This window comes from Pseudomonas sp. FW306-02-D09B (genome assembly GCF_058782685.1).
This window is the reverse complement of the sequence record NZ_JBYSXY010000001.1, coordinates 915,592-928,765: the sequence shown is the minus strand read 5'-3', so window position 1 is coordinate 928,765 and position 13,174 is coordinate 915,592. Positions and strand designations below refer to the sequence as shown.

At 59.0% G+C, this 13,174-nt stretch carries 13 protein-coding genes and 1 pseudogene; 11 read left to right on the top strand and 3 right to left on the bottom strand.

From position 1 onward, the window contains the following. Positions 1-11: 11 nt before the first annotated feature. The 8 genes and pseudogenes from AC3WK5_RS04235 (at position 12) to AC3WK5_RS04200 (ending at position 6,388) form a co-directional block, all read left to right on the top strand. Complete coding sequence (locus AC3WK5_RS04235) at positions 12-779, top strand: COG4705 family protein (RefSeq protein ID WP_103314374.1); 768 nt, start codon at positions 12-14, stop codon at positions 777-779. Between the two features lie 29 nt (positions 780-808). Continuing rightward, on the top strand, positions 809-1,246 hold the full coding sequence (locus AC3WK5_RS04230; protein WP_054597041.1) for a hypothetical protein: 438 nt from the start codon (positions 809-811) through the stop codon (positions 1,244-1,246). 120 nt (positions 1,247-1,366) lie between these two features. Next, positions 1,367-2,032 (top strand): response regulator transcription factor, encoded by a 666-nt coding sequence (locus tag AC3WK5_RS04225; protein ID WP_103314375.1) that lies wholly within the window; start codon positions 1,367-1,369, stop codon positions 2,030-2,032. Next, on the top strand, positions 2,008-3,393 hold the full coding sequence (locus AC3WK5_RS04220) for an ATP-binding protein (protein WP_103314376.1): 1,386 nt from the start codon (positions 2,008-2,010) through the stop codon (positions 3,391-3,393). Before AC3WK5_RS04225 ends, AC3WK5_RS04220 begins: the two co-directional genes overlap by 25 nt. Before the next feature lie 83 nt (positions 3,394-3,476). Further along, a pseudogene (locus AC3WK5_RS04215) lies at positions 3,477-3,848 on the top strand (hypothetical protein). Positions 3,849-3,851: 3 nt separating this feature from the next. Next, positions 3,852-4,043: a DUF1289 domain-containing protein gene (locus AC3WK5_RS04210; protein ID WP_103314377.1), complete on the top strand. Its 192-nt coding sequence runs from the start codon at positions 3,852-3,854 to the stop codon at positions 4,041-4,043. A gap of 76 nt (positions 4,044-4,119) precedes the next feature. Beyond that, positions 4,120-4,776 carry a VOC family protein gene (locus tag AC3WK5_RS04205; RefSeq protein ID WP_103314378.1) on the top strand — a complete coding sequence of 219 codons (657 nt, stop codon included), beginning with the start codon at positions 4,120-4,122 and terminating at the stop codon, positions 4,774-4,776. Between the two features lie 166 nt (positions 4,777-4,942). Next, on the top strand, positions 4,943-6,388 hold the full coding sequence (locus tag AC3WK5_RS04200) for a SulP family inorganic anion transporter (protein WP_103314379.1): 1,446 nt from the start codon (positions 4,943-4,945) through the stop codon (positions 6,386-6,388). Between the two features lie 41 nt (positions 6,389-6,429). Here AC3WK5_RS04200 and AC3WK5_RS04195 read toward each other — a convergent pair whose 3' ends face one another. Next, a complete protein-coding gene (locus tag AC3WK5_RS04195) occupies positions 6,430-7,848 on the bottom strand; it encodes a M15 family metallopeptidase (RefSeq protein ID WP_103314380.1) in 1,419 nt (472 codons plus the stop codon). 205 nt (positions 7,849-8,053) lie between these two features. On the opposite strand from AC3WK5_RS04195, the gene AC3WK5_RS04190 reads away from it, so the two are divergent. The 3 genes from AC3WK5_RS04190 (at position 8,054) to AC3WK5_RS04180 (ending at position 10,563) form a co-directional block, all read left to right on the top strand. After that, on the top strand, positions 8,054-9,181 hold the full coding sequence (locus AC3WK5_RS04190) for a saccharopine dehydrogenase family protein (RefSeq protein ID WP_103314381.1): 1,128 nt from the start codon (positions 8,054-8,056) through the stop codon (positions 9,179-9,181). Positions 9,182-9,183: 2 nt separating this feature from the next. Continuing rightward, positions 9,184-9,675: a DUF2269 family protein gene (locus AC3WK5_RS04185; RefSeq protein ID WP_103314382.1), complete on the top strand. Its 492-nt coding sequence runs from the start codon at positions 9,184-9,186 to the stop codon at positions 9,673-9,675. A 171-nt stretch (positions 9,676-9,846) separates the two neighbouring features. Continuing rightward, positions 9,847-10,563, top strand: a complete 717-nt coding sequence (locus tag AC3WK5_RS04180) for a class I SAM-dependent methyltransferase (protein WP_103314383.1) — start codon at positions 9,847-9,849, stop codon at positions 10,561-10,563. Positions 10,564-11,099: 536 nt separating this feature from the next. Here the strand turns inward: AC3WK5_RS04180 and scpB are convergent. Next, the gene (gene scpB, locus AC3WK5_RS04175) at positions 11,100-11,900 is read right to left on the bottom strand and encodes a methylmalonyl-CoA decarboxylase (protein WP_103314384.1); all 801 of its coding nucleotides are present in this window, start codon (positions 11,898-11,900) and stop codon (positions 11,100-11,102) included. Next, positions 11,897-13,153 (bottom strand): CaiB/BaiF CoA transferase family protein, encoded by a 1,257-nt coding sequence (locus tag AC3WK5_RS04170; RefSeq protein WP_103314385.1) that lies wholly within the window; start codon positions 13,151-13,153, stop codon positions 11,897-11,899. Before AC3WK5_RS04170 ends, scpB begins: the two co-directional genes overlap by 4 nt. Positions 13,154-13,174 lie beyond the last annotated feature (21 nt).

Genomic DNA, 13,174 nt, shown 5'->3' with positions numbered 1-13,174 from the left:
GAAGCATCCACATGAAGCCGCTTACGAAAGCTGACTGGCTCAATAAAGTCCCCGAGGTGACCCTGTCGTTCTGGGTCATCAAGATCATGTCCACTACAGTGGGTGAAACCGGCGCTGACTTTCTCGCCGTCGATGCCGGGTTGGGGCAGGGTGTGACCAGTATCGGCATGGCCGTGCTGTTGGCGATCGCGCTGTTCGGCCAACTTCGTACACGCGCCTACAGCCCTTGGATTTATTGGTTGACGGTGGTGCTGGTGAGCGTCGTCGGGACGCAGATTACCGATGTGCTCACTGACAAAATGAGCATCAGTCTGTATGCCAGCACGGCGGTATTTTCGGTGTTGCTGGCGATCAATTTCATGATCTGGTACGGACTGGAACGCAGTCTTTCGATCACTGAAATCGTCACGCCACGCCGGGAACTGTTCTATTGGGCGACGGTGCTCTGCACCTTTGCGCTGGGCACCGCCGCCGGCGACCTCGCCACCGAAGCGCTGGGGCTTGGCTTCACACTGGGCGCGGTGATTTTCGGCGCGCTGATCGGCGTGACGTTCGCCGCCTGGCGCCTGGGTGGCAATACAGTCCTGACCTTCTGGATCGCCTACATCCTGACCCGTCCTTTCGGCGCCTCCCTGGGAGATCTGCTGACGCAAGCCAAGACCTATGGCGGCCTCGGCATGGGTGCCATGTGGACCAGCGCGATGTTCCTCAGCGTCATCCTGATTCTGGTGGCCGTCGCACAGATGAGCGTCGGCAATCGCAAACTCGTCACTGAATAACCGGTTCAAAAGCCTATCAAGGAATCATCATGGTCTACGTTCAAACCGCCATTCGTAAAGCCGCCGTCCTTTCAGCCATTGTCGTGTTCGGCCTGGTCGCCGGGTGTTCTAAACCCGCTGACGCGCCTAAAACGAGTGCTACTTCGGGCGCGGCCAGCGTCCAGCAGAGCTCGGCCTCGAAACTCGGCGACCTGTCCGCGTTCCAGGGCATTGCGGCCAACGTTGCCGATCTGGTGAATAAAAACGACCTGCCAGGCGCGAAAACGCGAATCAAGGACCTCGAGTTGTCCTGGGACTCCGCGGAAGCCGGCATCAAGCCACGTGCTGCCAGCGACTGGCATGTCCTGGACAAGTCCATCGACACTGCACTTGAAGCCTTGCGCGCCAGCACCCCGAAACAGAGCGACTGCAAGGCGGCGATGGATGACTTGCTGAAAACCTTCAATTCGCTGCAAGGAAAAAGCTGACCGCTTTCAATACCCATAAATCGCTTCGCGCACGCTTGAACAGGTGATTCAATGCAGGCTCGACATTCGCGCAGGTATACCCGCGTGAGTGTCGAGCCTCACTTATCACCGGAGAGGGACATGCGGATATTACTGGTCGAAGACGACCCGATGATCGGGGAGGCGATCCAGGGCGCACTGAAAGATGCCAGTTATGCCGCCGACTGGGTCAACAATGGCCTCACCGCCCTGACGGCGCTGGACACTCAACATTATGATCTGGTGCTGCTTGACCTCGGCCTGCCCGGCAAGGACGGCCTTGCGGTATTGAGCAGCATTCGGGCGCGCAACAACGGCGTTCCCCTGCTGATCATCACAGCCCGCGACAGCCTCGACGATCGCTTGCGCGGCCTCGATGGCGGCGCCGACGATTACCTGCTCAAACCCTTTGATATGGCCGAGCTGCTGGCCCGCATGCGTGCCGTTCTGCGCCGCAAGGGCGGCAGCGCGCTGCCGGTGTTCAGCAACGGTGTGGTGTCGCTGGACCCGATCTCGAAACAAGCCAGCACCGAAGAAAACCCCGAGGTCCAGCTCTCCAGCCGCGAGTTTTCGCTGCTGCAGGCGCTGTTGATCAGGCCGGGGGCGATTCTTTCGCGCAGCGAGCTCGAAGACCGTATCTACGGCTGGGGCAATGAAGTGGAAAGCAATGCGGTGGAGTTTCTGATCCATGCGCTGCGTCGCAAGCTGGGCAGCCACGTCATCAAGAATGTCAGGGGTATGGGATGGATGGTTTCAAAAGGCGACTGAGCGAGTCGGTCCAGGTCAGGCTGTCCGTTTCCCTGTCGCTGGCCATTCTGATCGTCGCTATCGTGGCTGGTATTTTCGCCTTCGTCTCGGCATTCGATGAAGCCCTGGAAATGCAGGACAACACCTTGCATCAGGTGGCCGTGCTGTTCGAGCGCCAGCAGATGACGCTGGCCTATCCGACGCAAGGCAAGGGCATCGAGGGCGACGATGAAGAATCCCGGGTCACCGTTCAGTACCTGAACGATGGCAACCAGGTGTCGGGCAATGTGGAGACTGGCGCACCGCTGCCACTGCCGACAACGCTGGCCGACGGCCTGTCGACGCTGGTGGTCGGTGGCGAGCCGTTTCGCGTGCTGGTCAAGACCCTGACCAGTGGCGCACGCATCGCCGTTGCACAGGAAACCGGCACGCGCGACAAGGACGCCCGCGAGAGCGCCTGGCGCGGCTTGTTGCCGTTTCTCATCCTGTTTCCCGTGCTCTTGCTGGTGGTTGCCGATCTGGTGCGCAAGCTGTTTCGGCCTATCGCGGCACTGGCGTCTGAAATCGACCAGCGCGGCGAGCAGGAACTGCACCCCATCGACGAGAACCATTTGCCCGCCGAGATCCGTCCCTTTGTGCTGGCCATCAATCGATTGCTCAACCGTGTGGCGCAGTCGATGGAAACCCAGCGCCGCTTCGTCGCCGACGCCGCCCACGAACTCCGATCGCCGTTGACGGCCCTGTCGCTGCAAGCCGAGCGCCTGGCCGTCGCCGACATGTCGACGTTGGCCCGGGAGCGTCTGTTTGCGTTGCGGCGGGGGATCGAGCGCGGCAAAAATCTGATTGATCAACTGTTGGCGTTGGCCACCGCACAATCGAATTCGACACTGCCTGCAACGCCGGTTTCCGTGCATGGCGTCTATCGTCGCGTGTTGGAGGACCTGCTGCCGCTGGCCGAGGCCAAGCATATCGACATCGGTGTCGAGGACGAACAGGATGTGCAGGTGCTGATCAACGAGCTCGACCTGCTGGCCATGGTCAAGAACCTGGTCGATAACGCCATTCGCTATACGCCTGCGGGCGGACGCGTAGATCTTTCTGTGGGCATGGAGGAGGGTGGAGCGCTGTTGCAGGTCAAGGACACCGGCCCCGGGATTGCGGCCGAGGAACGGGAGCGTGTGTTCGACCCGTTTTATCGCAGCCTCGGGAACCATGAGGTCGGGTCCGGCCTGGGGCTGTCGATCGTCAAGGCAGTAGCGGATCGCAACGGGGCACAGATCCGCCTGGGGTTTGGCGATGAGGTGGCAAGAAGCGGGTTATGTGTCTCGGTGTGGTTACCGTCATTGATTTCCCGCAGCGCTCCCCCTGCCGCCCATTTGTAGGCGCGGTATCATTTGCAAAAAGTACATATAGCCGGCCGGTGCATTCCTCGGCCGGCCCTGGATATTCATTCAAGGATCAACCCATGCTCTTAAGCAAACGCGATCAGGCGCGAATCGAGCGTCGCCTGGTGGTTACCCTGACCGAGGCGTGTGAGACGGCCAAGGCGGAAATAGCAGGGTTTGCCTAGTTGACCCACGAGGTGGATTACACGGCGTTCCCCGCAAGCCTGCAGGTGACCTGGGTCTTCGACACGCTGGCCAACAAACGCCAGGCCCTGGCCGTCGGGCAAGCTGAACGGATGGTCGAACTGACGGCCGTGGCATTCAGTGAAGCGGACATTCTCGTCAGTCCGGTTTCGGCTCACGTGCAATTTGACACTGAAGAAGAATGTCAGCGCGCTCATGCCGGAAACTGGCAGCAACGCTTGGCGCGCCAGCGCTCGACTCGGGATTGAACCATGGCCAAGGATATCGAAAACCCGTGTATTTCCGTTTGTCAGCTGCGCGGTGAGCTGTGTGTGAGTTGTGGGCGGATCAAGGAGGACATCAGGAAATGGAAGCGCATGAAGCGCCCCGAAAAAATGGCCGCTGTGCAACGCGCGAACCTGCGCCTGCAAAGCCTGAAAAGCCTGAAAAAAAATAACGGGTGAGCCGCTGGCGAGTAAAGTTGTTGAGCCGTTGCTGAGTAACCAGACAGTCAAATCACAACGTTAAAGGGAGTTAACGATGGAAATGGATCATGTTTTTATTTGTGTGAATCATGACGGTCGAGGGGCTGAAGCTCTGAAAATCCTCGGGCTTGTCGAAGGGACGCCAAACGTCCACCCAGGTCAAGGCACTGCCAATAGACGGTTCTTCTTCAGAAACGCATTCATTGAGCTTCTATATCTCACAGATGACTCAGAAGCTCGAAGTCAGTTAACGGCGCCAACCCGACTCTTTGACCGCCTCACGTGCACAGAGGGAGTCGCCGCGCCCTTTGGTGTTTGCTTCAGACCTTCCACGGTAGGGGAGAAGCCGCTATTTCCAGTCTGGGAGTATCGACCCGTTTACTTACCCGCCGCCCTGAGCGTCGACGTGGGACATGCGCCTGTATCCGAACCGATGTGGTTTTTTCTTTCGTTTGCCAAGAGACCCGATGAGGCTCCGATTGAGCGAGCGCAGCCGTTCGAGCATCCCAATGGTTTTCGCGACATTACATCGGTGCGAGTGATCACTCCCGACAACCAGGCTTTTTCTAGCGCTGCGCAATGTGCTAACCAACTGGAAGGGTTTGCAATTGTTCATGGTCAAGAGCATCTGGTCATAGTGGAGATTGATCATGGGGCGGGCGGCCAGACGCACGATTTTCGTCCGGGGATGCCGATGATCATGAACTGGTAGTTCGGCCTGAAACGGACGCTCGAAAGCAAAACAAGCTAAAAACAGACGATCACGCAGGGGGAATACCGGTTGCTGGCCGGGGCGCCTTCAATTCCGTAATATCCGCAGCCGTCTTTTCCCGCCACGCCCTGCGGCTTGTTCCGTCGGCCTGTTTTTTAGGTAAGCCATGAAACCCAAACGTCTGCGCGCTGATGCCCTGGCCGGACTCACCACCTCTTTTGCGCTGCTGCCCGAATGCATCGCCTTCGCCCTGGTCGCGCACCTGAATCCGCTGATGGGTTTGTACGGAGCCTTCATCATCTGCACCCTGACTGCATTGTTCGGGGGCCGGCCGGGAATGATTTCCGGTGCTGCCGGTTCAATGGCCGTGGTGATCGTCGCGCTGGTGGTGCAGCACGGCGTGCAGTATTTGCTTGCAACGGTGTTGATGGGGGGACTGTTGATGATGGCGTTCGGTCTGCTACGGCTGGGTAAGCTAGTGCGCATGGTGCCGTACCCGGTGATGCTCGGTTTCGTCAACGGCCTGGCAATTGTCATTGCCCTGGCCCAACTGGAGCATTTCAAAAGTGACGGGACCTGGCTGAGCGGTACAGCGCTGTATCTGATGATCGGGCTGGTGGCGCTGACGATGGCCATCGTCTACGTATTACCGCGCCTGACCCGAGTTGTGCCACCGGCGTTGGTGGCGATTCTTGGCGTCGGTCTGGCGGTCTACCTGCTCGGCCTGCCGACTCGCACCCTTGGCGACATGGCGCACATTGCCGGCGGTCTGCCTGGCCTGGCCCTGCCTCAGGTGCCCTGGAACCTGGAAACCCTGCGCATCGTCGCCCCTTATGCGGTATTGATGGCCCTGGTCGGCCTGCTGGAAACGCTCCTGACGCTGAACCTTACTGACGAGATCACCGAGAGCCGTGGCTACCCGGATCGCGAATGCGTGGCATTGGGCGCGGCCAATATGGTTTCCGGGCTGTTTGGCGGGATGGGTGGCTGCGCCATGATCGGTCAAACCGTGATCAACCTCAGTTCCAGCGGGCGTGGCCGACTCTCCGGTGTGGTCGCCGGAGTGATGATCTTGCTGTTCATCCTGTTCCTTTCGCCGCTGATCGAGCGCATCCCGCTGGCCGCACTGGTCGGGGTGATGTTTGTGGTGGCGCAGCAGACCTTCGCCTGGGCCTCGCTGCGGGTGCTCAACAAGGTACCGTTGAACGACGTAATGGTGATCATTGCTGTAACGATCATCACGGTGTTCACCGATCTGGCTATCGCTGTGCTCTGCGGGATTATCATTGCCGCGCTGAACTTCGCCTGGCAGCAGGCCCGCGAGCTATACGCCGACAGTTACCTGGAAGCCGACGGCAGCAAGCTCTACCGCCTGCATGGCACGCTGTTCTTCGCCTCTACTGCACCGTTCCTCAACCAGTTCGACCCCGCCAACGACCCGCCTCAGGTAACCCTCGATTGTCGTCACCTGAGCTTTGTCGACTACTCGGCCGTCGCCGCGCTGAAGACGCTGCGTGAGCGCTACGTCAAGACCGGCAAACAGTTGCGGGTGTTTCACTTGTCCGAACGCTGCAAGAAAATGCTCAAGCGCGCTGGCGTGGCTCACGACTGAGGTCGGCGCCATGGAAGCAGCTCGAGTTTGAGTCTGCGATATCAACGCTGGGGAAGGTTCCAGCGTTCGCGAAAGTGCTCGTACTCCGCTTCGGGCAGTTGAACCAGTAGGGGCGACTGACGCGGATCCAGCCAGCTGAACAAGCGAGCAATATCTGCCGGGTCCATGGCTGTGCAGCCAAGCGTCGGGGACGTGGGGGCACGCCAGATGTGGAAGAAAATGCACGAGCCGGCGTCGGCGGACGCTGGCGTGTTGTGCTCGATGACAATGCCTTGTCGATACATGTCGTCAGCGCGACGCATGTGTTCGGAGCTGTTCCAGTCCTTGGCAATCGTCGACCCGTCGACAAGCTCGTTATAGCGTTTGGAGTGGCTGTCATCCACGCACTCGGTGGTCGATGTCAGCGCAAGGTAAGGCAGCCTGGTATCGGCCGAGCTGTCGTAGCCAAAAGCGGTTCCCAATTTGAACAGGCCAGCAGGCGCTTTCCCGTCGCCTTCACGTTTGACCGGCCCTTCGCGTTGCTCGACGACACCGAGACCCTTGCCCCAGGCCAGCCCGCTTTTGCCGACAACCACCGGAAACGGCGCGCCGTATTTCTGAAACGTTTTCCCTTGCCGCTCGTAGCGTTGGGCGGTCCCCTGGACATCAGTCCAGTTTTTTGTCGTGACCACAATCAGCAGGTTGCTGGTGTCCAGCGCCTGAGCCGTAATAGGGAAATCCATGACGTTCTTCAGCGCATCATTCCCGGTGTAGGTGAAGTGCCACCATTCTTTCGAGTACCCGGAAAATCCCTCTTTCTGCATGGCGTTGCTGAGCCGCTGGCGATTCTCTTTGGCGGTCGCGTTGATCGTTGAACTGTCGGTATGCGCTCGTTCATCGAAGCAATCGAACCCTGTGCCCATGTCGACGGCACCATCATGCCAACGCTGCTCATAGGGCGCGGCGCAGTCGACTTGCGCCGCCGAGGGGCTCCATGTCTCGGCGGGCAGAGCCTCCGGCCCGGTCAGCGTCAGATCCACCGTGCCGCCCTTGGAGTGATTCGAAATCCGGGCCACATAGCCCAGACGCCAGAAGTCTTGCTTGTCTACGCGGGGATAAAACTCGGCCTTGCGCGGGTCACCCGGTTGCGTCGCAAAGCGCCCCATGTCGGCAACAGCACGGCTGGGTCGATAGCAGTCGAATACCTTCAAACTGTAGCCTTGCGCGCGCAGCGCCGCTTGTACCCGGGCAAGCGCCTTGGCGGCGTCCAGCGACAACAGACACTCCGCAGCGCCGTAGCCGTCGAGCGGGTGTCCGGTGAAGTTGTGGGCGCTGGCATAGCGGATGTCTTGCTCGATACCCGGATCAATCGCCCGCAGATAGACCATATGCTCGGGTCTTGGCTCGGCGCTCGCCAGGCAGGGCGCGATAATGGCTAGCATCGAGAGGCACAACGGTTTGATTCTGCGCAGCAGGCGCATTGATGCCTCCAAAGGTGCCGGATTTTCAATCCAGAGCAGGCTAATGGTTGTACCCTTTTTTCTCAATCAGGGTTAGCGGGGTGAGTCGCCTGGTGGGGTAGATGGCATTGCCGCTTGCCTGGCCATCTGATATCAGAGAAGCTCCGCGCCAGTCCATGTTCAGGGCGAATTAGCCACATGATCGAATGGTTTAGGGAAGAGTTGAATGACGCTCAGGGTGATGGTAATCGGTGGCTACGGAAACTTTGGCAGCATCGTTTGCCGGCATTTAATTGCGATGCCAGGTGTGTCCCTGATGATTTCGGGGCGCGACTCACAGAAGTTGTTGCGCAAAGTCGATGAGCTGAAAGCCCAATCGGGCACAACCTGTGAAAGCTGGTGCGGCGATGCCATGGACACTGCATTCAAGTCCGTCCTGGACTCGATGGGTATTCAGTTGGTCATCCATACCGGCGGCCCATTCCAGGGACAGACCTATGCCGTTGCGCAGGGCTGTATCGATGCGGGCGTGAATTATTGCGACCTGTCTGACTGCCGTACTTTCGTCACCGGTATTGGCGCGCTCGACGCACAAGCCAAGCGTGCAGGAGTGGCTATCCTCAGCGGTTGCAGTTCGGTGCCGACCTTATCGTCGGCAATAATCGACCAACACCGACATCGCTTCAAACGTATCGACTCGATCGACCATGGCATTTCATCTTCGGCAAAGATGCCGGGACTGTCGACCGTCGAAGGCGTGCTCGCCTACGCAGGTAAACCGATCAAGCAACTCAGGAATGGACAGGTGCATGAAGTGTTGGGCTGGCAGGACCTGACGCTTCGCAAGATGCCACAACTGGGTACCCGGGTCCTGGCCAATGTCGACGTGCCGGACATCGATATATTCGCCCAGCGTTATGGTGCCAAAACCCTGAGTTTCAAGGCTGGCTCAGGCCTGAAACTCGGCGGTGTGGCCAATTATCTGCTGGCTCAGGCGATGAGAGCGGGGCTGGTTCGGGACCCTGCGCCATGGGCTGCAAGATTGCATCGCTGGGGCCGAAGGTTCGAGCGATTCGGTGATGGTAAAAGTGCAATGTACATCGACGTCCAGGGCATCGATGTTGATGCAAAGCCGCTGTCCATGACGGTGCAACTGACGGCTATGAATGACAAGGGCCCAGAGATCCCCAGCTGCGCAGCTGTTGCCTTGGCCGCAAAAATCGTCCAGGGGTACTTGCCCGAGCCCGGTGCCCGAGCTTGCGTGGGCGAGATCACCGTTGATGAGTACATGGCTGCGATCAACGACCCGGCGAATCTACACTTGTCGGTAAAATTCTCTGACGAGCAGGGCTGACCATGCTCTACCTGTGTCTGAAGTACATCCACGTCATCGCTGCCATTTTCCTGTTCGGGTTCGGCATGGGGTCTTACCTCTATTTGATCGCTGCCAGCCGCACGGCCAATCCTCAAGTGATCGCGCATGTGGCGAGAATGGTCGTGCGGTTCGACACCTGGATTACCACACCGGCAGGTTTCATTCAGATCGTGACAGGCTATCTGTTGGTGAGGCTTGCCGGACTTCCCCTGACCACGGAATGGATTCTGACGTCGCTGATCATCTTCCTGTGTGTGGGCTCGCTGTGGCTTCCGGTGTTGGTGCTTCAGAAGCGGCTGCAGATGATGGCCTTGAGCGCGGTTGAGACGGGGGTGGGGCTTGCTGAGGAGTACAGAGCCGTTTACAGGAAGTGGTTCTGGATGGGCGTTCTGGGGTTTTTGGGAATGTTCGTGATTGTGATGATTATGGTGACGAAGATGACGCCGAGGGACTTGATTGAAGTGATGGGGTAGGAGGGTGAGGCAATGCCGGACGCGGGCTATCACCAAACGACGCAACCAACCCAGGCAGACGAGCAATCACTCAAGCGTTACATTCCTGGTGGGAATGGATAGCATAAAATTAATGAATTTTAATTATCGCTGAGCATGGCGTAGCTTGATTTGAGGACATGGAGAATCGCCTTGAAATCATCGCCTCTGAACGCAGCTGAAAAATTTGATACCTCACGGGCCAATGAGTACGGACGACAGAGCCGTATTGCATTGGCAGGCTATGACGCCTGCCACGATCTTGCGGCGTGCATGCTGGCGGCAATCCTCGGTGACACAAACTCGGCGAGAATACTGGTCGTTGGCGCAGGCGGTACGGCTCAGGAGATTATTGCAATGGCAAGGTTGGAGCCGAGTTGGCGTTTCACTGCCGTTGATCCCTCTGAGCCGATGCTGGAGGCCGCGACGCAGCAGCTGGAGGCAAACGACTTACTTGAGAGAACGGACGTGCATCTTGGTCAGGTTGACGACCTGCTACCGGACGCGTCATACGACGCAGCGACGCTGATCGGTGTACTCCATCATCTCGCTGGAGACGACGCCAAACGACAACTTCTACGTTCCATTCGGACTCATCTAAAGCCGGGTGCGCCGTTGATTGTCGCGGGCAATCAATATGCCTATGCCAGTCAACCATTGTTGCTTGCTGCCTGGGGGCAACGGTGGCGGCAGCAGGGTGCGAGCCCGGATGAAGTGAAGGTCAAGCTTGGGAAAATCCTTCAAGGCGCCGACCCTCCACACTCCGAGGCGGCAGTTCAAAAACTGCTGCATGACTCGGGATTCGGAGACGCTACTCGTTTTTTCAGCAGCCTTTTCTGGGGGGCTTGGGTGACGTGTAAAACTGTCTGAATGGAGCCGATTGTCGGTTATTGGCCGATAGGCGTATCTCGCCAACGGGAGCATTGGATGGTGATTGCGGACGATATCGGTAACGTCGTGTGGCGAGTGACGCCCGTGCCATCATCGAAGGAAGGGTGATGAGGCGAACGCCCACGTCAGGGAAATAAAACACAAACGATGAATAAAGATGGTCTTCGAGTCTATCGAAGCCCGAGGACCGACAGGACAAACAGGGCGATCACAACTGCCCCGACGATGTAGACGATGCTGCTCATGAAATCCACCTCTCATACTGAACGGGATTGCGACACCAGGGTATTGCCAACACAAGGTACGGCACTGTTGCTCGAAATTCCGTTCGGCAGCACACATAGCTCCGTTTTCATTCGCTACCTCCACTGGCCTGTACATTGGAAGCAGCGGTATGACTTGAGTTCGATTTTTTACCGGTGTTCCCGATGGGTGTCGGCTCTCGTGATTTTCATCGGGAATCAACCGTATGATGCGCGTAGTTCACCAGGCTTGATTGTCTGCCTCGGAGCGTCCTACTGACCGCCAAACACCGCTGGCCTGCGCTCTGCAAACGCCGCCAGCCCCTCATCAAAGTCGCTGCTCTCGCACGCCAGTCGACGCAGTTCTGCGATTTGTTCCATCGCCTGGACGGGCATCGGTTGCAGGTCTTCGAGGATGCGCAATTGCTCCTTGACCGCCGCAATGGCCAACGGTGCTTTGCCGGCAATCGTGCGTGCCAGTTCCAGCGCAGTCGCTTCCAGCACGTCGCTATCGACCAGCCGGTTCACTACACCGAAGTGTTCAGCGCGTTCTGCATCGAGCTTGTGCGCGCAGAAAAACATTTCCTTCAATACGTGAATCGGCAGGTTGTTGAAAAAGCGCAGCAGCCCGCTGGTGGTGTAGGGCAAACCGATGTTTGCCGGCGTCATCGAAAAGCTCGCACTGCGATCCGCGACCACCAGGTCGCAACTCATCGCCAGGTCGACCGCGCCACCCCATACCGAGCCGGAGATCATGGCGATCACCACGCCGGGATAGGCGCGGATGCGGCGCAAGACTTTTTCGAGTGGCTTGCCGTAGGCAATCGGGTCGTGGTCGTGTTGCAGTTCGCGGATGTCATGGCCGGCGCTCCAGACGGGCTGGCCGATTTCGCTGCCGAGTATCACCACCGGTATACGATGTGATGCCAGTGCGGCGAGGCTTTCGTCGAGGGCGTTCAGCAGTTGTGCGCTGAGGGCGTTGCGGTGGGTGGGGTTGCTGAAGACCAGCCGACCGATTCGTTCATCAAGCATGTTGACGGTCACGGTGGCGGAAGAGGTTTGCGTCGGGATCATTGTGCGGTTCCTGTTGATTGTGCAGATGCCATTGCTGGCGAATCACTGGTGTCCTGATACACGGCTTTCGCGGCCAGCAGCGCGTTGATCGACGCCGTGTCGAAACCTGCTTCGCGCAGGACTTCGAGGGTGTGTTCACCGAGCAGCGGCGGTGGTCGCTGACTGACACCGGGCGCAGGTTCTGCGGCGTCGGTCGCGCTGAACACCGGGGTCACGACCTGGCGCAGCGCGCCGAGTGTCGGGTGCATGAGTGTCCGGGTCAGCTGGCTATGCAGCACCTGCGGATCGTCGAACACTTCGTCGAGTGTATTGATCGGGCCTGCGGGTAAACCAGCCTCGATGAACAGCTCGGTCCACACGCGTTTGCTGCGGGTTTTCAAGCGGCTTTCCAGAATAGCTTTCAACTCGTCACGTCGCTCGACCCGGGCTTCATTGGTGGCGAAGCGCGGGTCGTCCGGCAGCGCGGGTAAATCAAGCAGCGTGCATAAACGTCCCCACATGGCCGAGGTGATCGGCGCCAGATTGAGCGGGCCGTCCTGCGTCTGGAACACCCCGTAAGGCGCAATGACCGAGTGGGCGTTGCCCGTGCGGCGGGGGACATCGCCGAGGCTGAGGTAGCGTTGCCCGTGCACGCTCAGCAACCCGACCAGGCTGGCCAGCAACGAGGTGCTGACGTGCTGGCCGTAACCGCTGCGTTCGCGCTCCAGCAGGGCGGCCAATACCGCGGTCACCAGCCACATGCCCGAGGTCAGGTCGCCGATGGCCGTGCCGGTGCGGGTCGGATCGCCATCGACGAACCCCGTCAGGCTCATCAGCCCCGAGTAACCCTGGGCGATCTGGTCGAAACCTGGCCAGCTGCTCATCGGTCCGTCACTGCCAAAGGCGTTGATGCTGCCCATGATCAGCCGCGGATTGCGTGCACTGAGCACCTCATAGCTCAGGCCCATGCTATCGAGGGTGCCGGGTTTGAAGTTCTCGATCACCACGTCGGCCTCATCGATCAGCCGCTGGATCGCGGCCAACCCCTGGGGATTGCGGAAGTCGATGCAGATGCCACGCTTATTGCGATTACACGACAGATAGTAGGTGCTCACGCCACGGTCGAACGGCCCCCAGGTCCGGCTCATGTCGCCGGTTGGGCCGGGCTCGATCTTGATCACATCGGCGCCAAGGTCCGCCAGCACCATGGTGCAGAACGGCCCCGACAGTGCGCGACTCAAGTCGACGATCTTCACGCCTTGCAAAGCTTGCATACGGTTCTCCACTGAATGTTT